Here is a 26,096-nt window from a genome sequence, read left to right on the forward strand (position 1 = left end):
CGTCGGCCCCACCGCTCAGGCGTCGGCCCCACCGCTCAGCCTTCGGCCATCCGTTCCAGCAGGCCGGTCCGCGCGGCCACCGCGGCCGCCTCCAGCCGGGTGCGCGCGCCCAGCTTCATCAGCACGCGCTGCACGTGGGTACGGGCGGTGCTCGCGGCGATCCGCATCCCGGCGGCAATCGCCGCGGTGTCCTCGCCGTCCGCGATCCGGGCCAGCACCTGCACCTCACGGCGGGTCAGCAGCCGCAGCAACCGGACCGACTCGTCGTCCGGTTCGGCCACCGGGCGCAGCAACTGGTCGAAGGCCCCGCGCAGGACGTCCACGGCCACCGCGGCCTCGCCCGCCCGGGCCCGTCCGATCGCCCGCTCGACCACCTCGATCCGCTCGTCGCTCGGCACGTAGCCCGCTGCTCCGGCCGCGAACGCGCAGGCCACGCCGCCGAGTTCACCGACCGGCCCGAGGACGATCACGGCCACCTCGGGGCGCTCCCGGCGGATCCGACGCAGCCCGTCGAAGGCGCCCGGCTCGCCCGGCGCGGACACTCCCAGCAGGCACACCTCGGGCCGCCGCCCGGCGACCAGGTCGGCGACGACGCCGACCGGGGAACCGACCGCGAGCACCCGGTGGCCGCGCAGTTGCAGTGCCGTGGCCAGCGCCTCGGCCAGCAGCCGGTGGTCGTCGACCACCACGAGTCGAACACCCATGACGCCCTCCCGGTCGGGGCCCGGCTCGCACCCGCACCCCCTCGGGCGGGCGGCCGATGACGCACCATCACAGCGCATTCCGTACCCGCCCCGCTAGGCCGCCGCGTGTCACCGGAACCGGAACGCACCCGGGCCGGGGAACGCGAAAGACCCCCGCCGCGAGGCGAGGGTCTTTCAGTGGAGCCCCCATGCGGAATCGAACCGCAGACCTTCTCCTTACCATGGAGACGCTCTACCGACTGAGCTATAGGGGCTTGCCGGGTTTTTGTTTTCCCGGGCCGGTCGAACAAGGAAGACATTACACGGCCGTCGACCCGAAAGGGAAATCGGCCCCGCTCCGCCCCCCGGCCGCCCGGTTCGCCCGCTCGATCCGCCCGATCCGCCTGATCCACCCGACCGGTCCGCCCGGACCGTGCCGCCGGGCAGCCCGCTACCGGGACCCCTCGGGGTGCGCCGCGTCGAACTCCTCGCGGGCCGCGAGCATCTGCCGGGCGCGCCGCTCCGTCCAGTGGCCGAGCGGGGTGACCAGTTCGGCCAGCTCCCGGCCGAGCGGCCGCAGGTCGTAGACCACCCGCGGCGGCGTCTCCGGGAAGACCGTACGGAGCACCAGGCCGCTGCGCTCCAGGTTGCGCAGCGACTGGGTGAGCATCTTGCGGCTCACTCCGCCGACCCCGCGCTGGAGCTCGGAGAAGCGCTGGGGTCCGCAGGCGGAGAGGCTCATCAGGATCAGCAGCGACCACTTGTCGGCGAGCTCAGCGAACATCTCGCGGCTTGGGCAGAGCTGGGCGAAGACGTCGTGCTCCTGCTCCGCCTGCGGCTCGGCCCCGGTGCGGGCGGTGTCCTCCGTCGTCATGGCGTCCAGGGTAGACCTGCGGTCTCCGATTCGAACCTGGTCTCCGATCCATGCTTGGTCTCTATCAGAGACCTGGTCTATATTGGAGACCGATCGACCGGCCGTAGCCCGCCGGACCCGCATCCGTTCCCCCGCCGCACAGGAGTGCCCCCGCATGACTGCCATCCGCCCGACCGTCGCCCTCGCCTACCACTCCGGCTACGGCCACACCGCCGTGATCGCCGAGGCCGTCGCCCGCGGCGCCGCCGCCGCCGGTGCCGAGGTCGTCTCGATCGCCGTCGACACCATCACCGACGAGCAGTGGGCCCAGCTCGACGCCGCCGACGCGATCGTCTTCGGCTCCCCCACCTACATGGGCACCGCCTCCGGCGCCTTCCACGTCTTCGCCGAGGCCACCAGCAAGCGCTGGTTCACCGACGCCTGGAAGGACAAGGTCGCGGCCGGCTTCACCAACTCCGCCTCCAAGAGCGGCGACAAGGCCAGCACCCTCGGCTACTTCCAGACCCTCGCCGCCCAGCACGGCATGAACTGGGTCAACCTCGGCCTCAAGCCCGGCTGGAACGCCACCACCGCCAGCGAGAACGACCTCAACCGCCTCGGCTTCTTCAACGGCGCCGCCGCCTCCTCCCCGTCCGACGCGGGCGCCGAGGCCGTCCACAAGGCCGACATCGCCACCGCCGAGCACCTGGGCGAGCGCGTCGCCCGGCACACCGCGATCGTGCTGGCCGGCCGCGCCGCCCTGGCCGGCTGACCGCCCAGGCCCCCCGCGTACGGCTACGCCGCCGGGTCCGCCCCCAGAACGGGCGCCCGGCGGTATCCGCCGTCCACCGCCGCCAACTCCGCACCCGTGGTGTCCGGCAGCACCCACAGACAGCCCAGGGCCAGCACGCCCAGGGCCGCCAGGTACCAGCCGGCCGGCTGCGCCGTGCCGTACGCCGCCGTCAGCCTGGTCGCCACCAGCGGCGTCGTCGCCCCGCCGACCACCCCGCCCAGGTTGTACGTCAACGCGGCACCCGTGTAGCGCACCCGAGTCGGGAACAACTCGGGCAGGAACGCCGCCAACGGGCCCATCAGACAGCCCAGCACCACCATCGCCCCGGCCAGCCCCAGGAACATCAACGGCCGGCGCACCGTCTCCAGCAGCGGGAACAGCACCAGCGACCACCCGGCCGCCAGGCCCGTCGCCCACCGCAACGTCCGCCGACGGCCCCACCGGTCACTGTGCGAAGCGCTCAACCACACCGTCACGGCCCCGCCCGCCGCCCCGGCCAGCAGCATCGCCAGCACCAGCGTGCTCGCCACCCCGAGACCGGACGTCGCGTACGCCAGCGCGTACGTGGTGGTCAGGTAGAACAGCGCGTACCCGACCGTGATCGCCCCGCCGCCCGCCAACACCGGCCGCCAGTGCTCGCGCAGCACCTCCACCACCGGCGGACGGTCCCGCCGCACGTCCGCCCGGAACAGCGGCGACTCCGCCAGCCGCAGCCGCACGAACAGCCCCACGGCCACCAGCACCAGCGAGGCCAGGAACGGCACCCGCCAGCCCCACTCCCGGAACGACCTTTCGTCCAGCACCAGTTGGAGCGCCAGGAACCCGCCGTTCGCCAGCACGAACCCGGCCGACGGCCCCAACTGCAGGAACCCCCCGTACCGCCCGCGCCGCCCGGCCGGCGCGTTCTCCGCGATCAGCAGCGCCGCCCCGCCCCACTCCCCGCCCAACCCGACGCCCTGGCACACCCGCAGCACCACCAGCAGCGCCGGCGACCACCACCCCCACACCGCGAACCCCGGCAACAACCCCACCGCCGCCGTCGCCAACCCCATCAACAGCAGCGACACCACCAACGTCGCCTTCCGGCCCACCCGGTCCCCGAAGTGCCCGAACACCACCGCCCCCAACGGCCGGGCCAGGAACGCCACCGCATACACCGAGAAGGCCGCCAACAGCGCCCCCACCGTGCCCAGTTCGGGAAAGAACACCGGCCCGAACACCAACGCGGCCGCCGTCCCGTACAGGAAGAAGTCGTAGAACTCGATCGCTGTCCCGATCAACGCCGCAGCCGCCGCCCGCCGCAACTGCCCAACCCGCCAAGCACCCTCCGCATCCATACCACCCACCCTCACCACCACCCGGGCCCCCCACCAGCCCCCACCCGAGTGACCCCAGCGCACACCCCCAACCCCCACGCCCACCCCGCGCACCGCGCGCCGCTACCGCGCGCCCCGCACGATCACGATCAGCCGCCGGACCAGCAGCATCACTGCCAAACCCGCAGCCAAGACAACCGCCACGATCACCGAAATGGCCACGGGCCAGCCGAGACCGCTGTTCCCGCTCCCGACGTCCGCCGCGGCCGCGGTGGTGGGCAGCGGCGGGACCGTCGGCGACGGGCCGGCAGGCGTCGCGGCCGGCGTCGAGGCCAGGAGGGTGGACGACGGGACCGGTACGGGCGCGTCCGCCGGGAGCGGCGACACGTCCGCCGGTCCGGGATCGCCGGGATCCGTCAAGGCGATCCTCGGCCGAACCGCGCCCCAACCAGCGCCATCCGTGCGGACCGTGCCCCCGTTCGACCTTCCCGCGGTGTTGATGAGCACCCGCAGAACCTGATTCGCCGTCCAGCCCTTGTGTACCGCCCACACCAGCGCCGCCGAGGCGGACACCAGAGCGGTCGCATAGGACGTGCCCTGGCCCTTGCAGTAGCCGGTGGAACCCATACAAGCAGTGATCACATCCACGCCCGGGGCCACGAGAGCCACGTAGGACCCATGCTGGGATTCCTGTGTCACATCGCCATTGCGGTCGACAGCCCCGACGCCGACGACGTTGGGCAGCGCAGCCGGATACTGGACGAGGTTGCCGTCCCGCTTCGAGTTCCCGACACCTGCAACCACGAGCACCCCCTTCGCCCTCGCCTCCGCCAGAATGCGGTTCAGCTTGGCGACGTCCTCTGGCGTGGCCGTGACGGCCGAGCTCTGCTCCGAGATGCTGACGACCTTCGCGCCCTGGTCGACCGCATAGCTCACGGCCTGGCCCACCTCGTCGAGGAAGTCCGATGAAATGGAGGCTCCCAGGGATCGATCCGATCCATCATTCATCTTCAGGGGGAGGATCTTGACCCCAGGCGCCAGCCCGTAAGCGCCCGTTCCACCGGTGCTCCTGCCGGTCCCGGCGATCAGGCCGGCCATTTCCGTCCCGTGGCCATCCGCGTACGACCCCACCCCGCCGGGGCTGCCGCTGAAGTCCTTACCCGGGAGGAACTGGCCCGCCAGGTCCGGATGATCCAGCTTGAAGCCTCCGTCGATCACCGCAACGGTGATCCCCTCCCCCTTCGACGCCTTCCACATCTCCGGGGCATGCATGGCTTCCAGATGCCACTGATCAGCCCGGATCGAACCACCCGCGACCGCCGGCCCGGCCGCGCTCCCCACCACGCACACACTCGCGACCCCGGCGGCCACAAGCCGCCGGGCCCGCATCCAGTGGCTCCCCACCCGATCCCCCTGCAACAACTGGACTACTTCGCGTACGGGTTGTCCTCCGGCGGCACGGGCGGCTGGTACGCCGGCGGAGCCACCAGCGGCACGGCGGCCGCAGGCTGGGCAACAGCCTTCCTCCGCCTCAACACGGCGAACACCACCCCGCCCACAACCGCCAGCCCAGCCACCACTCCACCCACGACGGGCAGTCCGCCGCTCGACCCGGACGACGCGTCAGCCTTCGGGCGTGCAGTCGGCACACCCACCGCCACCTCGGACGGGCTGTCGCCCGGACTCGACGACGACGCAGGAGCTGGCGAAGCCGCAGATGCAGATGGACTCGCCGTGGGCACGGGCGCGACCGGAATCGGCGACACATCCGCCGGGCCGGGATCCCCCGGATCTGTCAACGCGACCCGGGGGCGCACGGAGCCGTAGCCGCCGAGATCATTTCGTACACTCCCGTCATGCGGTTTGCCCGCCGTATTGATGAGAACCCGCAAAACCTGATTCGCAGTCCAGTCCTTGTGCACCGACCACACCAATGCAGCCGAAGCAGAAACTAGAGCAGCCGCATCGGATGTGCCGTGGCTCTTGCAGTATCCAGTATCAGCGGCACAGGCTGCGACGATATCCATGCCCGGCGCAGTAAGGATCACCTGCGGCCCCTGTTCGGATTCCGACGTCACTACAGCGTCGTGATCGAGTGCTCCGACGCCTACAACGTTTGGCAATCCTCCCGGGTAGGAGACAGGGTTTCCCGACTGCGCCTGGTTCCCGACGCTTGCCACGACCAGCGCCCCCTTGGCCCTCGCCTGCGCAAGAATACCACTCAGCTTGACCACGTCATCCGAAGCAAATCTGGCCGCATCCATACCTTGCGAGATATTGATGACCTTTGCGCCGTGATCGACCGCATAATTCACCGCCTGGCCGATCTGGTCAAGAAAGTCGGTCGGAGAAGCTCCGGAGACTGAACCGTTATTGATCTTGAGCGGAAGGATCTTTGCGCCAGGTGCCAGGCCGTAAGCTCCCGTCCCTCCGACACTCTCGCCGGTGCCGGCAATCAGGCTCGCCATTTCCGTGCCGTGTCCGTCGCCATACGACCCTACGCCACCAGAACTGCCACTAAAGTCCTTGCCCTGCAGAAACTGCCCTACCAAGTCTGGATGGTCCAGCTTGAATCCACCATCGATCACCGCAACAGTGATTCCCTGCCCCTTGGACACTTTCCACATCTCCGACGCATGCATGGCGTCCAGGTGCCACTGCTTCTCTCGAATCGATCCGTCCGCAGCCGCCGCCGCTGCAATGGGGCCGACTACGACTCCCGCCGCCAGAAGTGCCGCAGTTGCAGCCCGCCAACGCATTCGCACGTTCGTCCGCCCCATCACAACTCCTCGTCGTCCTCCCCGCGACCAGGGAAGCATGCCAAAACAGATCTGCCCGGTCACTGGGTGAGCCCAGTGACCGGGCAGACAGAGCGTCTTACTCAACCACGTCCGGGTTGCTGTGCGGCGTACCGCTGGTCCAGGTCTCCTCGTCCTCGTGGAGGTAGTCCGCGCGGTTGCGGCGGTCGCGGTCCTTCTTGCCGCCGTGGCCGCCCGCGCCCGGGGCCATCATGCCGTTCTGCCCGGACCGGGAACCGCCCTCGGCGGCTCCCGCTGCGGCTGCACGGTTGCGCAGGCCCGTACCGCCCGGGGTGAACTCCCCACCGGCAGCAGGGCCCTTGCGGCCGCCGACCGTTCCACCGGCGGTCGAGGTCAGGCCCCGACCACGCGAGCCGCCGACACCGCCGCCGACACCGTGGCCGCCGCCCATGCCGGGGTGCATGCCCATCCCGCTGCCCATGGACGATCCGCCGACCCGCCCGCCGCTCGCCGCGCCCTCCCGGCCGAAGACCGTTCCACTGGGCAGGCCCGGGGTGCCGGCCTTGCCGGGAACCGAGCCGCCGTTGAACGGGCCGGTGCGGAGGGGCACCGAGCCGCCGCCCTTGCCCGGGATGCTGCCGATGCCCTTGGCCGGAACGGAGCCACTGCTGGTCCCTCCCGGGAAGCCGCCGATGGGCCCGCCGCCCGGCAGGCCGGGCAGGCTGCTGGGGCCACTGGGGCCACCCGGGTAGGCGGGAGTTCCGCTCGGGCCGCTCGGCAGGACGGGGCCGCTACCGGGACCGACCGGGGAGGTCTGGTCCGGCAGGGTCGGAATGCTGTCGAGGCCGGTACCCGGCTGGGTGATCGGGCCCGACGGGTGGGACGGCGGGGTGGTGGGGGTGCCCGGGTCCTGCGGCGGCGGAGGCAGCTGACCGTGGTCGTACGGGGGGACCGGTCCGTGGTGGGTCGGGTAGGAGGGGTCCTGCCAGCTTGTCGACGGGTCTCGGGGCCTCATGGTGGCGCCGCCGTAGGTTCCACCGGATGGGCTGTAGCTCCCGCCGGTGCTGCCACCACTCGTTCGCGGAGCACGCATGGAACCGCCGTAGGCACCGCCGCTATCCCCGCCGCGGGAAATCGCCGTGGAATCGTTCTGGTTCGTATCAGGTGTCCCCGGCAACACCACGTTGTCGCCGAGCCCGTTCAGTGTCGTCGTCGCCGCGATGTAGGCCTGCCCGAGCTTCTCCATCTGATGGATGGCATCCTGATGCGCCGTATAAAGCTCACGGGATCCGGCCATTGCCTGCGTTTCAGTGACCCACGCGTCACCTACGCTTTGCCTCATCGCCGCATCGATTTGCGCGGTGGAAGGGCCGCTGCCATCCGGATTCAAGGTGGTCAACTTCAGGCGGTTGAGCACCACAGGATCAGGTTTCTGCGTCTTACGGGTGTTCACCCAGTTGAGGGCATCGGACGGCACGGGCGGCATGCCGGACTTGACGGTGCTGAGCGTCTCACCGGCCAGGTGCATGGCGTCACCGGCACCCGTGGAGTACTTACCCAGCAACTCCGCCGACTGCTGTAGGTTTCCAGCCCAGGTCTTGAAGTTCTCCGCGGCCTGGCCTTCCCAGACAATGTTACCGAGATGCGCTTTGAGGGCGTCGCTCAGCTCTTTCAGAACGCGACCAGCCTGCCCAAGCTGATTACCACGGCTCAGCACCACGGTGGGGTTGGTGTGCTGCACCATGTCAATGAGCTGCTGGTGCTGGAAATCATCGAACTTGGTTTCGCCTGCCATTACCTGCTCCCCGTCTCCCCGTACGTCTTCCCCCGAGCCGCTCTTTAGTAGTCGGCCTCGGCGCCCTTCGATGCAGGCCTGTTCGCCGCCACCTTCGGCGTGGTCACGCCCGCGCTCTGCGCGACCGCCTTCTGCGCAGCCGCCGCATTGTCATCGCTCGTCTGGTAGGCGCCCGCCGACTTTGCGACCGCGTCCTTCATGGCCGTGATCTGGGACAAGAAGTCCTTGTGGAGCCTGACGAGCTCCGCATGCACCTTGCCGTAGGCGGTCGTGAGGTCCGTCGCCTCCGTGAACGTGGCGCTGGCCAAGTCCGTACCCTGAAGCTTCTGCTCCTTCATGTTGTACGGCGCGGCCGCTGACCCCTCCATCGCTTGGAGCAGCGCCTCGACCTTGTTCGCGAAGACAGTGAGCGTGTCAATCTCGATCTTGACGTTCTGCCCACCGAAGGCGGTCACGAGGTCCTGGGCGCTCGAATAGGTCTGCGACTCACTGATGGTGGGGCCGTACATCTTGGGGTTGGCGGGCAAGGTATACGCGCCCCCGCCAGTCGGGCTGGCCCCCGCCGGCGTCGTCCCCGCGCTGGGCGCGCTGCTCGTCGGATCCGTCACAGCAATCCACTCCTCCCCCGTACGGCCGGACGCCCGGGCGGCTACTCCCGGGCCCTTCCGGCCGCAACACACCGTCAACTTCTGGGTCTGACCGTCCTGGTCGGTTCGACCGCCCGCCCTGGGGGCGGTCTGCCGCCTCCGTCATGGTAGCCACCGCCCCTGTCGGACCGGCAGGGACCTTGGCCTGCCCGGGCTCGATCGGTACGAACTTGACACGTACAACCCGCTTCCGGCCGCTGGGTAGACTGACCCGGTACGCCCCATCTGCCGCGCAACGTCGCACAGCAGCGACCCGAGGCCGCAGAACGGACGTGACGGCATGCCTGCGCACGAGCAGATCCCGACCCCCTGGTGGGCCCGTGCCGTGCGGCCGGCGCGGCCGCCGGTGCCGGTGGTGTTGATGGTGCGGGCGGCGGTCGGGTTGGCGGTGCCGCTGAGCGTCGGGCTGCTGTCGCATCGGCTGGATCTGGGGGTGTTCGCCGGGCTCGGGGCGATGCACGCGACGATGAACGACCGGGTCGAGCCGGTGCTGCTGCGGGTGGGCCGGGTCGGGTCCGCGGTGGCGGCTTCGGCGTCGGGGATGCTGGTCGGTACGGCGTTGCAGCACGCGCACGTGGGTGCCGCCGTGCTCGGCGTGGGACTGACGTTGACGGCGTTCGTGTCGGGTGCGCTGAGTGCGACCGGTCCGCGTGGCTCGGCGGCGGGGATGCTGCTGCTGGTGTCGGCCGCGCTGGGCAGCGGGATGCCGTTGCCGGGGCCGTGGTGGGCGGCGGCGCCGATGATGCTGGTGGGTGCCGCGTTCGTGGTGCTGCTGGGCCTGCCGGCCACCGCGCACCGCCGGCCCGCTTCCGATCCGCGCAACCGGGCGTTGGCGGCGGTGTACGAGGCCCTCGGCCGCACCCTCGCCGATCTGGGCACGGTGCGGGGCGCGGGCGCGCGCCGGGTGTTGACGGCCCGGCTGAACCAGTTGCAGGACCTGCTGCCGAACCGCCGTCGCCCGGACCGCGCCGGCCTGCGCCCGATGTACGAGGCGGCCCTGGCCGCGACGGAGGCGGCGACGGGCCTGCTGTGGGCCTGGCGGCCCGTCCCGCCGGAGGTGGCCGCGGTGCCGGGGCTGCTGGCGGAGGCGGTGCGGCGGGGCGGTGGCGAGGTGGTGGTGCCGGACTGGGGGCCGGACACCCCGGCCCGGCAGGCGTTGGACGTGGCGTTGCGGGCCGCCGCCGAGGCCGTGGCGGGCCGCCCGGCGCGGATCGGTACCGCTCCGGCGCCCCCGCCGGACCCGTGGCGGCTGCGGGCCGGGCTGCTGTCGGGACCGTCGGTCCGGTACGGCCTGCGGGTGGCGCTGTGCATCGCGGCGGGTTCGGTGGTGACGGCGAACTTCCCGCTGAGCAGGAGCTACTGGGTGCCGATGACGATCGCCTTCGTGTTGAAGCCGGATCTCGGTTCGGTGTTCCTGCGCGCGGTGAGCCGTGCGGTCGGCACGGTGCTCGGTGTGGCGGTGACGGCGGCGCTGCTGTCGCTGACCACCGAGGAGTGGGCGCTGACCGCGGTGGCGGCGCTCTGCGTCGCCCTGCTGCCGTACGCCACGGCGGCGCACTACGGGCTGAACACCCTGGTGATGACGCCGATGGCGCTGGTCCTGCTCCAACTCGGCGGGCAGAGCAGCGCGGCCGAGTTCTGGCCCCGGGTGCTGGACAGCGTGCTGGCGAGCGCGGTGGTGCTGCTCTTCGGCTACCTGTTGTGGCCGGAGCGTCCGCGCCACCGGATCGAGCCCCGGCTGGTCACCGCGACGACCGCGCTGCGCGCCTACCTGGACGCGGTGACCGACCACCGGAGGACGGGCGAGGTGTGGCTGCGCCGTACGGCCTACCGGTCGTTGGCGGACGCCCGGCACGAGGTGCGGCAGGGCTTGGCCGAGCCGCCGCCGACCGGGCGGCTGGCCGAGCAGTGGCTGCCGGCCACGGCCGCGCTGGAGCGGCTCGGCGGCGCGGTGGCGGCGTTCGCCGCGCAGGTCCGGTACGGCGGCCGGGTGCCGGACCCGGCCGAGACGGAGCGGGTCCGCCGGGCGCTGGACGAACTGACCGCCGCGGCCCGTGAGCACCGGCCGCCGACCAGCCCGGCGGCCCGGCCGAGTGCGCCGCACGACCCGGCGCTCAGTGCGCTGGGCCGTGCGGCGGACGAACTCGAAGTACTGCTCAGGAAGCGGTAGTTCGGCCGCGGAAGGCGGCGGTTCAGACCTGCTCGGCCAGCTCCAGCCAGCTCATCTCCAGCTCCTCCTTCTCCTCCCGGACGGCGCGCAGCTGCCCGTCCAGTTCGGCGACCTTGGAGAAGTCGGCGGCGTGCTCGGCGAGTTGGGTGTGCAGCTTGGACTCCTTCTCGTCCAGCTTGGCGATCTGCCGCTCCAGCTTCTGCATCTCCTTCTTCGCGGCGCGCAGGTCCCCACCGGACAGCCCGGCGGCGGCACCCTCACCAGCCGGAGCGCCGACGGAGGAACCGGAAGGAGCGGAGGAACCGGAGGAGGCGGAGGAACCGGAGGAAGCCGAGGAAGAAGCCGTGGCGGCCGCCATCCGTGCCCGCCGCTCCAGGTACTCGTCCACGCCGCCCGGCAGCATCCGCATCTTCTTGTCGCCGAGCAGCGCGTGGACGACGTCCGTGGTCCGCTCGATGAAGAACCGGTCGTGGCTGATGACGACCATCGAGCCGGGCCAGCCGTCGAGCAGGTCCTCCAGCTGGTTGAGGGTCTCGATGTCCAGGTCGTTGGTCGGCTCGTCGAGGAACAGCACGTTGGGCTCGTCCATCAGCAGCCGCAGCAGCTGGAGCCGCCGCCGCTCGCCGCCGGACAGGTCGCCGACCGGCGTCCACTGCTTGTCCTTGCCGAAGCCGAACTGCTCGCACAGCTGCCCGGCACTCATCTCCCGGCCCTTGCCGAGGTCGACCCGCGAGCGCACCTGCTCGACGGCCTGCAGCACCCGGGTCTCGGGGTCCAGTTCGGCGACCTCCTGCGACAGGTAGGCCAGCCGCACGGTCTTGCCGACCTTGATCACGCCGGAGGCCGGCTGCACGTCGCCCTCGGAGGCGTACGCGTCCCGCATGGCGCGCAGCAGTGAGGTCTTGCCGGCGCCGTTGACGCCGAGCAGGCCGATCCGGTCGCCGGGGCCGAGCTGCCAGGTGAGGTTCTCCAGCAGCAGCTTGGGGCCGGCCTTGACGGTGACGTTCTCCAGGTCGAAGACGGTCTTCCCGAGCCGGGCGTTGGCGAACTTCATCAGCTCGCTCTTGTCCCGGGGGTCGGGCACGTCCGCGATCAGCGCGTTGGCCGCCTCGATCCGGTAGCGCGGCTTGGAGGTGCGGGCGGGGGCGCCGCGGCGCAGCCAGGCGAGCTCCTTGCGGGCCAGGTTCTGGCGCTTCTGCTCCTCGACGGCCTCGATCCGGGAGCGCTCGGCGCGGGCGAAGACGTAGTCGGAGTAGCCGCCCTCGTACTCGTGCACCTCGCCGTGCTGGACGTCCCACATCCGGGTGCAGACCTGGTCGAGGAACCAGCGGTCGTGGGTGACGCAGACCAGCGCGGAGCGGCGCTTCTGCAGGTGCTGGGCGAGCCAGTTGATGCCCTCGACGTCGAGGTGGTTGGTGGGCTCGTCGAGGATGATCAGCTCCGGGGAGCCGAGCAGCAGCTTGGCGAGGGCGATCCGGCGGCGCTCGCCACCGGAGAGCGGGCCGATGACGGTGTCCAGGCCGTCGGCGAAGCCGGGGAGGTCGAGGCCGCCGAAGAGGCCCTCGATGATGTCGCGGATCCGGGCGTCGCCGAGCCACTCGTGGTCGGCGCGGTCGGCGATGACCTCGTGCCGGATGGTCGCCTCGGGATCGAGCGAGTCGTGCTGGGTGAGGACGGCCGGTTCGAGGCCGCCGCTCCAGGTGATCCGGCCGCCGTCGGGCTCCTCCAGCTTGGCGAGCATCCGGATCAGGGTGGTCTTGCCGTCGCCGTTGCGGCCGACGACGCCGATCCGGTCGCCCTCGCTCACGCCCAGGCTCACCGCGTCCAGCAGGGTGCGGGTGCCGTAGACCTTCGTGACGGACTCGATGGTGGCGAGGTTGACGGCCACGTGTGCTGCGCTCCTGGGTTCGGCGGTCGCGGGGCGGCCCGCCCTCAGCGGTGGGACGCCCCCTCTCGGGGGCTCCCCGATCACTCCAGCCTAATGGGCCCGGCCGGCAGCCCCGGACGCGTCAGGAAACCACCGAAGCGCCCGGCACCGGCCCGTACGTGGCGTGCGCGGCCCGGCAGGTGCCGGAGGCCAGCAGGGCCGCGGCGACAGCGGTGGCCGCCTCGGCGTCCTTGGCCAGGAAGGCGCAGGTCGGCCCGGAGCCGGAGACCAGGGCGCCGAGCGCGCCGGCCTCGGTGCCGGCCCGCAGGGTGGCGGCCAGCGAGGGGCGCAGCGAAAGTGCCGCGGGCTGGAGGTCGTTGGCGAGCGCGGCGGCCAGGGCGACGGCGTCGCCCTCGGCGAGGGCGGCGAGCAGCGCCGGGTCGGCGTCGGGGGTGCGGACGTCGGTGTCGCTGGAGCCGGTGCCGGCCTCCTCGCGCAGCCGGTCGCACTCGCGGAAGACCGCCGGGGTGGACAGCCCGCCGTCGGCGACGGCGAAGACCCAGTGGAAGGTGCCGGAGACGGCGAGCGGCTCCAGGATCTCGCCCCGGCCGCGGCCCAGCGCGACGCCGCCGAGCAGCGCGAACGGCACGTCGGAGCCCAGTTCGGCGGCGAGTTCCAGCAGCGTCTGGAAGGGCGTGTCGAGCTTCCACAGCGCGTCGCAGGCGACCAGCGCGGCGGCGCAGTCGGCGCTGCCGCCGGCCATGCCGCCGGCCACCGGGATGGCCTTGGCGATGTGCAGGTGCACGCCCGGGTCGGCGATCCCGTGGTGGGCGGCGAGCAGCCGGGCGGCGCGGGCGGCGAGGTTGCTGTCGTCGAGCGGGACGGCCCCGGCGTCGGGACCGGAGCAGGTCAGCGTCACGCCCTCGCCGGAGGTTGCCGTGACCTCGTCACCCAGCGCGACCGCGAAGAAGACGTTGGCCAGGTCGTGGAACCCGTCGGCGCGCAGTCCGCCGACCCCGAGCTGGACGTTGACCTTGGCCGGCACCCGTACGGTGATCACTCGCTGTCCCTCACAGGCTTGTGCTCGGCGATCGCGGCGAACTGTTCCACCGTCAGCATCTCGCCGCGCAGCTTGTGGTCGATGCCGGCGGCCGCGAGCGCCTGCTCGGCCCCGGCGGCGGAGCCGGCCCAGCCGGCCAGCGCGGCGCGCAGGGTCTTGCGGCGCTGGGCGAACGCGGCGTCGACCACCGCGAACACCTCCGCGCGGCTGGCGCTGGTCTTCGGCGGTTCGCGGCGGACCAGCGAGACCAGCCCGGAGTCCACGTTGGGGGCGGGCCAGAACACGTTGCGCCCGATGGCGCCGGCCCGCTTCACCTCGGCGTACCAGTTGGCCTTGACCGACGGCACGCCGTACACCTTGTTGCCGGGCTTGGCGGCGAGCCGGTCGGCGACCTCGCTCTGCACCATCACCAGGGTCCGCTCGATGCTGGGGAAGGTCGCCAGCATGTGCAGCAGGACGGGCACGGCCACGTTGTACGGCAGGTTGGCGACCAGCGCGGTGGGCGCCGGGCCGGGCAGTTCGGTGACCTCCATGGCGTCGCTGAACACCAGGTCGAAGGAGTCCGCCTTGCCGGGCATCCGGGCGGCGACGGTGTCCGGCAGGTGCTGGGCGAGCACCGGGTCGATCTCGACCGCCGTGACGTGCCGCGCCACCTCCAGCAGCGCCAGCGTCAGCGAGCCGAGCCCGGGCCCGACCTCCACCACCGCGTCCTGCTCCGTCACCTCGGCGGCCCGGACGATCCGCCGCACGGTGTTGCCGTCGATGACGAAGTTCTGCCCGCGCTGCTTGGTCGGCTTCACGCCGAACGCGGCCGCCAGCTCCCGGATGTCGGCGGCGCCCAGCAGGTGGCTGTCAGGGGTGGGGTCGGTGGTGCTCACGCGCCAAGGATACGGGCGCACGGGCCGGCGCCCGGACGCACCGGTGCCGGGGGCGAGCCTCAGTACCCGAAGGCCCGGGCGGTGTTCTCCGCGACGGCCGCCGACAGCTCGTCCTCGTGCAGGCCCAGCGTCGCCGCCATCGAGCGGACCGTGACCGGGATGAGGTACGGGGCGTTCGGGCGGCCTCGGTAGGGGTGCGGGGTGAGGAAGGGGGCGTCGGTCTCGACCAGGATCCGGTCGAGCGGGGTGGCCAGCAGGGCGTCCCGCAGCGGCTGGTTGGCCTTGAAGGTGACCGGGCCGGCGAAGGAGAGGTACCAGCCGTGCTCGGCGCAGACCTTGGCCATCTCGGCGTCGCCGGAGTAGCAGTGGAAGACCGTCCGCTCCGGGGCGCCCTCCGCCAGCAGGACGGCGATGACGTCCTCGTGGGCGTCGCGGTCGTGGATGACCAGCGCCTTGCCGTGCCGCTTGGCCATCTCGATGTGGCGGCGGAACGACTCCTTCTGGATCTCCACGCCCTCCGGCCCGGTGCGGAAGTAGTCCAGGCCGGTCTCGCCCACGGCGAGCACCTGGGGCAGGGCGGCCAGCGCGTCGATCTCGGCGAGCGCCTCGTCCAGGGCCGCCCGGCCGCCGGCCGGGCGCTGCTGCCCGGACCAGCCGTCCGGATCGCCGAGGAAGATCCGCGGCGCCTCGTTGGGGTGCAGGGCGACGGCCGCGTGCACCTGCTCGTACGAGGCCGCCAGTTCGGCGGCCCAGCGCGAGCCGGGCACGTCGCAGCCCACCTGGACCACGGTGGTGACCCCGACCGAGGCGGCCCGGGCGAGCCCCTCGGCCGGGGTGCCGGCCTGCATGTCGAGGTGGGTGTGCGAGTCGGCCACCGCCACGGCCAGGGGTTGCGGCAGTGGCGGCGGGGTCGACCGGTCGTCGTCCTTGGCGGGCATCAGGAGGCCGGCTTCTCTTCCAGGCGCGGGAACAGGATCTCGCCCTTGGTGACGGTGGCGCCGGCGGGCAGCCGGCCCCAGTCGCCGGAGGTGGCGACGGGCTGCGCGGCGAGCGCGCCGAGGCCCTCGGCGGCGCCCAGCGAGGCCCACAGCTTCTCGGCGGTGGACGGCATCACCGGGTTGAGCAGCACGGCGGTGCCGCGCAGCGCCTCTGCGGCGGTGTAGAGGATGGTGGCCAGGCGGGCCTGCCCCTCGGCCGACTCGTCCTTGGCGACCTTCCACGGCTCCTGCTCGGTGAGGTAGCCGTTGACCTGCTTGACGAACTCGAAGACCGCCGCGAGGCCGCCGGCGAAGTCCAGCTCCTCGCCGATCTTCCGGTCGGCGACCTCGACGGCCGTGCGCAGCCCGTCCGCGACGGCCTGCTCGGCGTCGCCGTGCGCGGCGGAGGCGGGCAGCGCACCGCCGAAGTACTTGCCGACCATCGCGGCGACCCGGGAGGCCAGGTTGCCGAAGTCGTTGGCGAGCTCGGAGGTGTAGCGGGCGGTGAAGTCCTCCCAGGAGAACGAGCCGTCCGTGCCGAACGGGATCGCCCGCAGGAAGTAGTAGCGGTACGCGTCCACGCCGAAGTGCGAGGTGAGGTCGGTGGGCGCGATGCCGGTCAGGTTGGACTTGGACATCTTCTCGCCGCCGACCATCAGCCAGCCGTTGGCGACGACCCGCTTGGGCAGCGGCAGGCCCGCGGCCATCAGCATGGCCGGCCAGATCACCGCGTGGAAGCGCAGGATGTCCTTGCCGACCAGGTGGACGGAGGCCGGCCACAGCTCGGCGAAGCGCTCCGGGTCGCTGCCGTAGCCGGCCGCGGTGATGTAGTTCTGCAGCGCGTCCACCCAGACGTAGAGGACGTGCTTCTCGTCCCAGGGCAGGGGGACGCCCCAGTTGAAGGTGGAGCGGGAGATCGAGAGGTCCTTGAGGTCCTGCTCGACGAAGCGCAGCACCTCGTTGCGGGCCGAGGCCGGCTGGATGAAGTCGGGGTTGGCGGCGTAGAACTCCAGCAGCCGCTCGGCGTAGGCGGAGAGGCGGAAGAAGTAGTTCTCCTCCTCCAGCCACTCGACCGGCTTCTTGTGGACGGAGCAGAGCTTCTCGTCCTCGGTGGCGCCGTCCAGCAGCTCGGAGGGGAGCTTGAACTCCTCGCAGCCGACGCAGTACGGGCCGGAGTAGCCGCCCTTGTAGATCTCGCCCTTGTCGTACAGGTCCTGGACGAACTCCTGCACCCGGGCGGTGTGCCGCTCCTCGGTGGTGCGGATGAAGTCGTCGTTGGCGATCTCCAGGTGCTGCCAGAGCGGCTTCCAGGCCTCCTCGACCAGCTTGTCGCACCACTCCTGCGGGCTGACGCCGTTGGCCTCGGCGGTCCGCATGATCTTCTGGCCGTGCTCGTCGGTGCCGGTCAGGTACCACACCTTCTCGCCGCGCTGGCGGTGCCAGCGGGTGAGGACGTCGCCCGCCACGGTGGTGTACGCGTGGCCCAGGTGGGGACGGTCGTTGACGTAGTAGATCGGAGTGGAAACGTAGTACGCCGGGGCGCTCGCCCCGGTGGTGCTGTGGTCTGCAGTGGCCGCCATGGTCGGCAAGCTTAGTCGGGCCCGAACGCACCCCTCGACCGCGTTGCGGCCGGAACGGCGGGCCGCCCGCCGCGCTGCTCGCGGCGGGCGGCCCCGGGTCCGACGGTCAGCCCAGCAGCCGCGCCCAGAACCGGGCCCAGCGCCCGCGCGGCTTCACGGGCTCGGGCACCGCGGGCACCGGGGTCGCCCCGGCCGGCTCGGCGTGCGCCGGGTAGCCGGGGGCGTGCTGCCAGGGCTGGTCGGCGGAGGCCACCCGGCCCTCGCGCATGATCCGGACGGTGTGGCCACCGCAGCCCGGGCAGGTCGGCTTGAGCAGCGGGGACGGCACCCGGACACCGTTGGCGTGGTACTCGAACACGATGTGGCCGTCCCTGGCCACGTGGTGCTCGATGTCGTACGCCTGCTCCCAGCCGTACCCGCAGCGCAGGCAGGCGAAGGAGTAGGCCTCCCGTACGGTCTCGACGGGAGTGTGCGCCCGCCCCGCCAGGCCGGGGACGTTCAGCGCGTTGCCACTGCGGGGGCTACCGATCGTGTCGCTCATAGCCAACTCCCACTGCCCGTCGGGCGCTCGCCCGGCTGGGTCTTTCCATTCCAGGAAATGCCCGGACCGCCCCGTCCGACGCCCTTCTTGTGAAAGCTTGGATGCGGGTTGGGAAGCCCTATACGAAGGGCCTCCCGGAGCCCGCCCACCAGGACCGAAACTTCAGCTCAGCGGGCGTTTACCGGGGCCTTCTCTCCACCGTACGACTCCCCGCCCGCCTCGCAACCCCCGGAAATTCACCCCTTTTTCAGGGCCTCTCCCGACGCCTCCTTCTTGGCCGCGACCACCGCGTCGAAGACCTCCCGCTTTGGCACGGAGAGTTCGACCGCGACCGCCGCGATGGCCTCCTTGCGCCGCTCCCCGGCCTCCTCCCGGACGGCCACCAGCCGGGCCAGTTCGGCCGGGGTCAGCTCCCGGGGCGCGGCCGGCGGGGCGCCCGCGACCACGACGGTGATCTCGCCCTTGACGCCCTCCGCCGCCCAGGCCGCCAGCTCGCCGATCGGCCCGCGCTTGACCTCCTCGTAGGTCTTGGTGAGCTCGCGGCACACCGCGGCCGGCCGCTCCGGCCCGAAGGCCTCGGCCATCGCGGCGAGCGCCTCGGCGATCCGGTGCGGCGCCTCGAAGAAGACCATGGTGCGCGGCTCGGCGGCGATCGAGGCCAGCTGCCGGGCCCGGTCGCCGGCCTTGCGCGGCAGGAAGCCCTCGAAGGTGAAGCGGTCGACCGGCAGGCCGGACAGCGCCAGCGCGGTGAGCACCGCGGACGGCCCGGGCACGGCGGTGACCTTGACGTCCGCCTCCACGGCCGCCGCCACCAGCCGGTAGCCCGGGTCGGAGACGGAGGGCATCCCGGCGTCGGTGACCAGCAGCACCCGGGCGCCGCCGAGCAGCGCCTCCACCAGTTCGGGGGTGCGGCCGACCTCGTTGCCCTCGAAGTAGGAGACGACCCTCCCGGCCGGGGTCACCCCGAGCGCCTGGGTGAGCCGGCGCAGCCGCCGGGTGTCCTCGGCCGCGATCACGTCCGCCGTGGCCAGCTCGGTGAGCAGCCGGGGCGGGGCGTCCGAGACGTCGCCGATGGGGGTGCCTGCGAGAACGAGTACTCCTGTCACGGGCCCCATCCTTGCAGTTCGCGGGCGCCGGGGCTTTTGGTGACGATTCGGGCAGCTTCCGAGGGACCGCTCACACGTACGAGGAGCGCCCCTACGATGTGGCGGATGAACGGCGACACGGCGGCGCAGGCGCCCACTGGTACGGACCACTCCGCGCAGGGCGGTGCCGGCCTGCCGTCCCCCCGCTCACCCGGCTCGCCGCTGAGCTGGCGGGAGCGCCTGGCCCGGCACGGCTACCGCGCCCGCCCCACCGGCACGCTCACCGAGCGACTGGTCCCGCCGATGCCGGACGGCCCCGGGGTGACGGAGCCCGGCGTCCCGCAGTCCCCGGTGCTGCTGCGGCTGGGGATCACGCTGCCGCAGGGCCTCTGGTACTTCCTGTGCCGCTGGTCCGGCTGGCTGGGCCCGATCGCGGTGGCGGTGTTCGCCGGGCTGCTGCGGTTCACGAACCTGGGGCAGCCGCACGCGATCATCTTCGACGAGACGTACTACGCCAAGGACGCCTACGCGCTCTGGCAGGGCGGCTACGAGATCAACTGGCCGGAGGACGCCAACACGACGATCATGACGCCGGGCGCGGCCGTCCCGTACCGCTCGACGGCGTCGTACGTGGTGCACCCGCCGGTGGGCAAGTGGATCATCGGCGCGGGTGAGCAGCTGTTCGGCATGAACCCCTTCGGCTGGCGGTTCGCGGTGGCCCTGCTCGGCACCCTGTCGGTGCTGATGCTGGCCCGGATCGCCCGCCGGATGTTCCGCTCCACCCTGCTGGGCTGCGTGGCCGGCCTGCTGCTCTCGGTGGACGGCCTGCACCTGGTGCTCAGCCGGACCGCGCTGCTCGACCTCGTGGTGATGTTCTGGATGCTCGCGGCCTTCGGCTTCCTGCTGCTGGACCGGGACCACACCCGGGGCCGGCTGGCGGCGCGCCTGGGAGGGGTGGCGGACCCTGCGCGGGCCCAGCGGCTCAACCTGGGCTGGCGCCCGTACCGGATCGCGGCCGGCGTCTGCGTCGGCCTGACCTGCGCCACCAAGTGGAGCGGCCTGTACGTCGCGGCGGCCTTCGGCGTGCTGACCGTGCTGTGGGACGTCGGCGCCCGACGACTGGCCGGGGCGCCGCGCCCGTACCTGGCGGTGCTGGCCCGGGACGTGGTGCCGGCCTTCGTGTCGGTCGTGGTGGTCTCGGTGACCGTCTACCTGGCCTCCTGGTGGGGCTGGTTCGCCAGCAGCAACGCGCCCGGCCGGGGCGGCTGGGGCCGGGACTGGGCGGTCGGCCGCTCCACCGACTACCCGTGGATACCGGAGGGCCTGCGCGCCCTGTGGCACTACCACTCGACGGTCTACGAGTTCCACACCCACCTGACCGACCCCCACACCTACCAGTCCAACCCGTGGTCCTGGCTGGTGCTGGGCCGCCCGGTGTCCTTCTACTACGAGTCCCCCAAGTTCGGCCAGGACGGCTGCACCGTCAGCGACTGCGCCCGCGAGGTGCTGGGCATCGGCACCCCGCTGCTGTGGTGGACCGCGGTGCTGGCGCTGGTCTACTGCCTGTGGCGCTGGGCGTTCCGGCGGGACTGGCGGGCGGGCGCCCTGCTGTGCGGCCTGGCCGCGGGCTACCTGCCGTGGTTCCTGTACCAGCAGCGGACGATCTTCCTCTTCTACGCGGTGGTCTTCGTCCCGTTCCTCGTCCTCGCCGTGACGATGCTGATCGGTGCGCTGATCGGACCGGCCGGCGCCTCGCGGGACCGCCGGATCATCGGCTCCGCGACGGCCGGTCTGCTGGTGCTGCTGATCATGTGGAACTTCCTGTACTTCTTCCCGCTGTTCACCGGGCAGACCATCCCGCTGGAGGACTGGCGCGCCCGGATGTGGTTCAACAGCTGGATCTGAGCCGCCGGCCCGGCCGGGGGGCGGCCGACACACCGTTCCCCCGGGACGTCCGTACCCGGTCCACGACACGTACCAGATCCGTCACAAGTCCCCGGCGTTTCGTCGGCGTCCTCATCAGGGCTGCCTAGGGTGGTGCACGTACCGCGTTTCCGGCCCCGCCGGTTGCGCCCGGCCGCGAGACCCCTGGGGGATTTGCACCATGCGCAGTGGCGCGAAGTTCGGCATCATCACCGGCGTGTCCATCGTCGTCCTCGCGGGCGGCGGCTACGGGGCGTACAGCCTGATGGGCGGCTCGGACTCCGGGTCCGGCGGCAAGCCCCGCACGGTGGTCGCCGACCCGCCCTCGGCCGACCAGGCGGCGAGCGGTGCGAAGGACTTCCTGGCGGCCTGGGCCTCCGGCGACATCGCGAAGGCGGCCTCGCTCACGGACGACCCGACGGCCGCCACCACCGCGCTGACCGCCTTCAAGACCCAGGTGAAGCCCAGCGCGCTGACCCTCACCCCGGCCGGCCCGGCCACCCCGCAGGCCTTCGCCTCGGCCACCGGCACGCCCACCCCGGCCAAGCCCACCGGCGCCGCCTCGGCCACCCCGTCCGCGACCGGTACCCCCGGCGCGGGCGACTCGCCGTCCGCCACCCCCGGGCCGACCGGCGTGCTGATGGGGTTCAAGGCCCGCGCCGAGTTCGAGGGCACCAGCCGGGTCTGGGACTACAACGGCTTCCTGAGCGTCGTGAAGATGAGCGACAACACCCCGGCCGTGCACTGGGCGCCCTCGGTGATCCACCCGCACCTGTCCGGCAACGAGACGATCGCCACCCAGCAGGTCTTCGCCCCGCCGTCCACCGTGGTGGACCGCAACGGCAAGGCGCTGCAGGGCGCCTCGCTCACCCCGGCGCTGATGGCCAGCCTGCAGGAGAACGCCCGCAAGCTGCTGCCGCCGGACCCGAACAAGGACCAGGACGCGGGCAGCGCGGTGGTGATCACCGACCCGTCCGGCAAGACCGCCTCGGACAAGCTGTTCACCATCGTCGAGCCCAAGCCCGGCAAGCCGTTCAAGGTGACCATCGACAACACCCTCCAGGCCGCCGCCGAGAAGGCGATGACCGACCTGGGCGGCAAGCAGGGCTCCATCGTGGCGATCGAGCCGAGCACCGGTCAGGTGCTGGCCTTCGCCAACGCCCCGGCCACCGGCCAGAACCGGGCCTTCACCGGCCTGCTCGCCCCCGGCTCGACGATGAAGATCGTCACCTCCACGGCCCTGCTGGAGGCCGGGCTCAGCCCGGACACCCCGGTGGCCTGCCCGGAGAAGAGCAGCAACCCGGTGGCGATCCCGAACGACTTCCCCGGCGCCTTCCCGGAGTACACGCTCCAGAAGGACTTCATGGTGTCCTGCAACACCGCCTTCATCAACCAGGGCCTGACCAGCCTCAAGCCCGAGACGCTCGCCGGCACCGCCAAGGACGTGTACGGCATCGGCCTGGAGTGGAAGACCGGCCTGCCGAACGCCGACGGCAAGATCCCGGCGACCCCGGGCAGCAAGGACGAGCAGGCCATGAACTACATCGGCCAGGGCAAGGTCCAGATGAACCCGCTGGCCATCGCCTCGGTCACGGCGACCGTCCAGAGCGGTTCGTTCAAGCAGCCGGTCCTGGTCGCTGGCCTGCCGCAGCAGCAGGCGGCCCGGCAGATCTCGCCGGACGTCGCCGCCAAGCTGCGCGCGATGATGAACGCCACCGCCGTCGGCGGCACGGCCAGCCAGGTGATGGCCGGGATCACCGACAACGCGGGCGCCAAGACCGGCTCCGCCGAGGTCCAGGGCGCGTCCACCACCAACAGCTGGTTCACCGCCTTCCGCGGCAACCTCGCGGTCGCCGCCGAGGTCCAGGGCGGCGGGCACGGAGTGGACGCGGCCGGCCCGGCCGTCGCCTCGCTCCTCAAGGCCGGCCACTGACGCCCCGGTCCGCGAAACGTACGGAGCCCGCCCCGCCGTCACCGGCGGGGCGGGCTCCGTCGCGTCACGGCCCGTCGTCGTGCGGGCTCAACGGCGCGGCACGGCGGGCGCCGGCGCGTCCGGCACCGGGCGCGGCGGCACCGGCCGGCGGCTGGTCCAGCGCCGGGCCGCCAGCCGCGGCCAGATCATCAGCACGGCCGGCAGCGCCAGGTACCCGAACCGGCCGGCCGGGGCGAGCGTGAAGGCGATCGCCAGTCCGGCGGCCAGCAGGTCGGCGGCCGCTATCGCGGAGACCGGCGGACGGGCCAGCAGCCAGATCGCCACCCCGACCAGGGCCGTGGTCATCAGCGCCAGCGAGACGGAGTGCCCGGTCGGTCCGAAGCCGGCCAGCACCTTGCCGGGCAGCGGACTGCCGGCCGGGGTGCGGATCGCGGTCATCCCGAGCGGGAAGCGCACCACCTGGTCGCGCAGTGCCTGCGGCTGGGTCAGCACGGACGGCAGCAGCACCGCCGCGCTCACCCCGGCCCCGATCAGCGCGGTGCGGGCGGCGGGCCGACGCCCGTACAGCCGCCAGAGCAGCAGGACGGCCACCGGCAGGGCGGGCCAGGCGGTCCACTTGAGGCTGCAGGCGAGGGCGAGCACCAGTCCGGCGCTGACCGTGCGGTCCCGCTCGGCGAGCGCCATGGCCAGGCAGCAGACCCCGATCAGCGGCAGGTCCACCCCGCCGACGACGAGGGCGAGCGCTATCAGCGGCGAGGCCGTGAGGACGGCCAGCGGCAGCAGTGGCGCACGGTCCCTGGAGGGCCGCAGCAGCCGCCAGGCTCCCAGCAGGCAGGCGATGAAGGTGAGGGCGAACCAGATCCGGGCGTCCCCGGCGACCCGGGCGAAGGCGGTGGAGCTGCCGAGCAGCTGGCGCGGCAGTCCGAACAGCGACATCGCCGGCAGGTACGGGTTGTAGTCGGTGACCACCACGGGGTGCTGGAGGTAGACGTCCCCGGTGGTGAGCAGCAGGTGGGCGGAACGTTCGACCACCATGACCTCGGACTGGTGCCGACCGGTCACAGCGAGTAGCCCGAGCGGGGCCAGCACGGCTCCGACCAGGGCGACCACGGCGGCGGCCTCGGCGGCGAAGCGGCGCGGCAGGGTCAGGCACAGGAGCCCGGCCACGAGGTAGGCGGGGGCCGCGACGAGGCCCCACAGCCGCTGGTTGGCCAGGTCGGAGACCAGCGGGAAGGCGGCGGCCCAGCCGGCCGCGATCAGGCAGCCGAGCAGCTGGACCCGGCGCAGCGAGGCGAGTCGGGCGGGATTCCACCGATCGGGCGTGGGCGGAAAGGTGCTCTCGCCACGCTGCCGGGGGAACGGTCGGGTCGAGAAGCCCGTCGGCGGCCGTCTCCGTCTGGACGGCAGTTCGGCGCTGATGGACTGGGCCGGCGTTCTGGCGCGGCCGGTGAAGCGGCCGCGCGGGCGGGAGAAGCCGGGCGTGCGGGTGCTCACCATGGTGGAAGGTTATGGGTGCGGGCGGGGCCCTGTCGCCATCGCGTCGGGCGGTTGATGGCGGTTTACGCGCGTAGGGCCGCCCGGTGTCGTACCTGGCGGCGGCCCTTCACGATTGGGTAACGGCACGGTCAGCCGGCGTTGGTGTCGACCGGGACGGGCTGTTCGGCCCGCTCCAGCCGGGAGTGCTTGATGCTGTAGCCGAAGTAGACGGCCACGGCGACGGCGAGGGCGATCGCCCCGGCCCGGAAGGTGTCGGCGTGCAGGCCGGTGATCAGGTAGATGCAGAAGCCGACGCTGAGCAGCGGGACGACCGGGTAGCCGGGGACCTTGAAGCCGCGCGGCAGGTCGGGCTGGGTGCGGCGCAGGACGATCACGCCGATCGAGACCACCGAGAAGGCGATCAGGGTGCCGAGGCTGGTGATGTCGGCCAGGACGTCCAGCGGGATGAACGCGGCCAGCGCGCCCACGCCGACGCCGACCACCAGGGTGTTCCAGACCGGGGTGCCGGTGCGCGGGGAGAGCTGGGCGAAACGCTTGGGCAGCATGCCGTCGCGGCCCATCGAGTACAGGATGCGGGTCTGGCCGTAGATCACCACGAGCGTGACGCTGAAGATCGAGATGATCGCGCCGACCGCGAAGATCATCGCCGGCCAGCTCTGGCCGGTGATGTTCTGCATGATCTGGGCGAGCCCGGCCTCCTGGCCGCCGAACTCGGTCCACGGCTGGGCGCCGATGCCGGCCAGGGCGACCAGGATGTAGAGCAGGGTCACCACGACCAGCGAGATGATGATCGCCATCGGCAGGGTGCGGCGCGGGTTCTTGACCTCCTCACCGGCGGTGGACACGGCGTCCATGCCGATGAAGGAGAAGAAGATGCTGGAGGCCGCCATCTGCACGCCGCCGACGCCGAGCGGCATGAACGGGGTCAGGTTGCCGGACTTGAAGCCGGTGAGGGCGACGCCGATGAACAGCAGCAGGATGACGATCTTGATCCCGACCATGGCCGCGTTGACCTTCGCCGACTCGCTGACGCCGCGGACCAGCAGGAAGCAGACCATGGCGACCAGCAGCAGCGCCGGCAGGTTGAACCAGTGGCCACCGCCGGGGGCGCCGGAGAGCTGCTCGGGGATCCTGAGCCCGAAGGCCAGGTCGAGGAACTTGTTCAGGTACTCGGCCCAGCTCACCGCGATAGCGGAGGCGGACACGCCGTACTCCATCAGCAGGCAGATGCCGACGCCGAAGGCGACGCCCTCGCCGAGGGTGGCGTAGGCGTAGGAGTACGAGGAGCCGGAAACCGGGATCGCGGAGGCCATCTCGGCGTAGCAGAGCGCGGTGAGCCCCGCGGTGATCGCGGCGACCACGAAGGACAGGATGACGGCCGGTCCGGCCTGCGGGACGGCGCTGCCGAGCACGAAGAAGATGCCGGTGCCGATGGTGGCGCCGATGCCGATGGCGGACAGCTGCCAGAGGCCGATCGAGCGGCGCAGGTGGATGCCGGAGCGTCCGCCTTCCTCGGGTGCGCCGGCCGGAAGGCCGTGGCCCTCGCTCTCCGCGATCAGGGTCGAGACGGGCTTGCGTCGCAGCAGACGCGCACCAAAGGTGTTGCTGGCCAAAACTGCGGTCCTTCTAGGCGGGGGAGGGTGTCCTAGGGGCCGGTCACCCGAGGCACTGGGAGGTGTCATCGGGAACCAACCGAACAAACATGGGACAGTACCCGGCGAAGACACCAGTGTCGCAAA

General features: G+C 72.0%; 20 protein-coding genes and 1 tRNA gene. 4 read left to right on the forward strand and 17 right to left on the reverse strand.

Features of this window, described 5'->3' with window-relative positions; translation table 11 throughout:
- Window positions 1-35 precede the first annotated feature (35 nt).
- The 3 genes from BOQ63_RS20475 to BOQ63_RS20485 form a co-directional block, all read right to left on the reverse strand.
- Window positions 36-704 (reverse strand): LuxR C-terminal-related transcriptional regulator, encoded by a 669-nt coding sequence (locus BOQ63_RS20475; RefSeq protein WP_030290693.1) that lies wholly within the window; start codon window positions 702-704, stop codon window positions 36-38.
- A 178-nt stretch (window positions 705-882) separates the two neighbouring features.
- Window positions 883-958, reverse strand: a tRNA-Thr gene (locus tag BOQ63_RS20480).
- Between the two features lie 176 nt (window positions 959-1,134).
- Window positions 1,135-1,557 carry a winged helix-turn-helix transcriptional regulator gene (locus BOQ63_RS20485; protein WP_072654751.1) on the reverse strand — a complete coding sequence of 141 codons (423 nt, stop codon included), beginning with the start codon at window positions 1,555-1,557 and terminating at the stop codon, window positions 1,135-1,137.
- Between the two features lie 154 nt (window positions 1,558-1,711).
- On the opposite strand from BOQ63_RS20485, the gene BOQ63_RS20490 reads away from it, so the two are divergent.
- Window positions 1,712-2,308 (forward strand): flavodoxin family protein, encoded by a 597-nt coding sequence (locus BOQ63_RS20490; protein WP_030290697.1) that lies wholly within the window; start codon window positions 1,712-1,714, stop codon window positions 2,306-2,308.
- Window positions 2,309-2,331: 23 nt separating this feature from the next.
- Here BOQ63_RS20490 and BOQ63_RS20495 read toward each other — a convergent pair whose 3' ends face one another.
- From BOQ63_RS20495 to BOQ63_RS20515, 5 genes are all read right to left on the reverse strand, one after another.
- On the reverse strand, window positions 2,332-3,609 hold the full coding sequence (locus tag BOQ63_RS20495) for an MFS transporter (RefSeq protein ID WP_318277977.1): 1,278 nt from the start codon (window positions 3,607-3,609) through the stop codon (window positions 2,332-2,334).
- Between the two features lie 159 nt (window positions 3,610-3,768).
- On the reverse strand, window positions 3,769-4,989 hold the full coding sequence (gene mycP / locus BOQ63_RS20500; RefSeq protein ID WP_206780772.1) for a type VII secretion-associated serine protease mycosin: 1,221 nt from the start codon (window positions 4,987-4,989) through the stop codon (window positions 3,769-3,771).
- A gap of 83 nt (window positions 4,990-5,072) precedes the next feature.
- On the reverse strand, window positions 5,073-6,425 hold the full coding sequence (locus BOQ63_RS20505) for a S8 family serine peptidase (RefSeq protein ID WP_223885990.1): 1,353 nt from the start codon (window positions 6,423-6,425) through the stop codon (window positions 5,073-5,075).
- A gap of 97 nt (window positions 6,426-6,522) precedes the next feature.
- Window positions 6,523-8,199, reverse strand: coding sequence for a WXG100 family type VII secretion target (locus BOQ63_RS20510; protein ID WP_143174752.1), 1,677 nt, complete (start codon window positions 8,197-8,199; stop codon window positions 6,523-6,525).
- A gap of 44 nt (window positions 8,200-8,243) precedes the next feature.
- Window positions 8,244-8,807 carry a DUF2563 family protein gene (locus tag BOQ63_RS20515; RefSeq protein ID WP_030286414.1) on the reverse strand — a complete coding sequence of 188 codons (564 nt, stop codon included), beginning with the start codon at window positions 8,805-8,807 and terminating at the stop codon, window positions 8,244-8,246.
- Between the two features lie 319 nt (window positions 8,808-9,126).
- On the opposite strand from BOQ63_RS20515, the gene BOQ63_RS20520 reads away from it, so the two are divergent.
- Window positions 9,127-11,016 carry an FUSC family protein gene (locus BOQ63_RS20520; RefSeq protein ID WP_030286415.1) on the forward strand — a complete coding sequence of 630 codons (1,890 nt, stop codon included), beginning with the start codon at window positions 9,127-9,129 and terminating at the stop codon, window positions 11,014-11,016.
- 22 nt (window positions 11,017-11,038) lie between these two features.
- Here the strand turns inward: BOQ63_RS20520 and BOQ63_RS20525 are convergent, their stop codons facing one another.
- The 7 genes from BOQ63_RS20525 to rsmI form a co-directional block, all read right to left on the reverse strand.
- Window positions 11,039-12,904, reverse strand: coding sequence for an ABC-F family ATP-binding cassette domain-containing protein (locus BOQ63_RS20525; protein ID WP_030286417.1), 1,866 nt, complete (start codon window positions 12,902-12,904; stop codon window positions 11,039-11,041).
- 121 nt (window positions 12,905-13,025) lie between these two features.
- Window positions 13,026-13,943: a 4-(cytidine 5'-diphospho)-2-C-methyl-D-erythritol kinase gene (locus tag BOQ63_RS20530; RefSeq protein ID WP_030552322.1), complete on the reverse strand. Its 918-nt coding sequence runs from the start codon at window positions 13,941-13,943 to the stop codon at window positions 13,026-13,028.
- Window positions 13,940-14,821 (reverse strand): 16S rRNA (adenine(1518)-N(6)/adenine(1519)-N(6))-dimethyltransferase RsmA, encoded by an 882-nt coding sequence (gene rsmA, locus BOQ63_RS20535; protein WP_030286421.1) that lies wholly within the window; start codon window positions 14,819-14,821, stop codon window positions 13,940-13,942. The genes BOQ63_RS20530 and rsmA overlap by 4 nt, the downstream gene beginning before the upstream one ends.
- A gap of 59 nt (window positions 14,822-14,880) precedes the next feature.
- Entirely contained in the window at window positions 14,881-15,759 is an 879-nt protein-coding gene (locus BOQ63_RS20540) for a TatD family hydrolase (protein WP_030286423.1), read from the reverse strand.
- The gene (metG, locus tag BOQ63_RS20545) at window positions 15,759-17,378 is read right to left on the reverse strand and encodes a methionine--tRNA ligase (RefSeq protein ID WP_030286425.1); all 1,620 of its coding nucleotides are present in this window, start codon (window positions 17,376-17,378) and stop codon (window positions 15,759-15,761) included. Before metG ends, BOQ63_RS20540 begins: the two co-directional genes overlap by 1 nt.
- Before the next feature lie 106 nt (window positions 17,379-17,484).
- On the reverse strand, window positions 17,485-17,919 hold the full coding sequence (locus tag BOQ63_RS20550; protein ID WP_046386534.1) for a hypothetical protein: 435 nt from the start codon (window positions 17,917-17,919) through the stop codon (window positions 17,485-17,487).
- A gap of 236 nt (window positions 17,920-18,155) precedes the next feature.
- Window positions 18,156-19,025, reverse strand: coding sequence for a 16S rRNA (cytidine(1402)-2'-O)-methyltransferase (rsmI, locus tag BOQ63_RS20555; protein ID WP_030286429.1), 870 nt, complete (start codon window positions 19,023-19,025; stop codon window positions 18,156-18,158).
- A 105-nt stretch (window positions 19,026-19,130) separates the two neighbouring features.
- Between rsmI and BOQ63_RS20560 the strand changes: the two genes are divergently transcribed.
- Together BOQ63_RS20560 and BOQ63_RS20565 are read left to right on the forward strand one after the other, a co-directional pair.
- Entirely contained in the window at window positions 19,131-20,909 is a 1,779-nt protein-coding gene (locus tag BOQ63_RS20560; protein WP_030286430.1) for a dolichyl-phosphate-mannose--protein mannosyltransferase, read from the forward strand.
- Between the two features lie 199 nt (window positions 20,910-21,108).
- Complete coding sequence (locus BOQ63_RS20565; RefSeq protein ID WP_030286432.1) at window positions 21,109-22,860, forward strand: penicillin-binding transpeptidase domain-containing protein; 1,752 nt, start codon at window positions 21,109-21,111, stop codon at window positions 22,858-22,860.
- A gap of 87 nt (window positions 22,861-22,947) precedes the next feature.
- Here the strand turns inward: BOQ63_RS20565 and BOQ63_RS20570 are convergent, their stop codons facing one another.
- Window positions 22,948-24,357 (reverse strand): glycosyltransferase 87 family protein, encoded by a 1,410-nt coding sequence (locus BOQ63_RS20570; protein WP_051835514.1) that lies wholly within the window; start codon window positions 24,355-24,357, stop codon window positions 22,948-22,950.
- A gap of 128 nt (window positions 24,358-24,485) precedes the next feature.
- On the reverse strand, window positions 24,486-26,039 hold the full coding sequence (locus BOQ63_RS20575; protein ID WP_079183681.1) for an amino acid permease: 1,554 nt from the start codon (window positions 26,037-26,039) through the stop codon (window positions 24,486-24,488).
- Between the last annotated feature and the right edge of the window lie 57 nt (window positions 26,040-26,096).

This window comes from Streptomyces viridifaciens, assembly GCF_001888885.2.
GTDB lineage: Bacteria > Actinomycetota > Actinomycetes > Streptomycetales > Streptomycetaceae > Kitasatospora > Kitasatospora aureofaciens.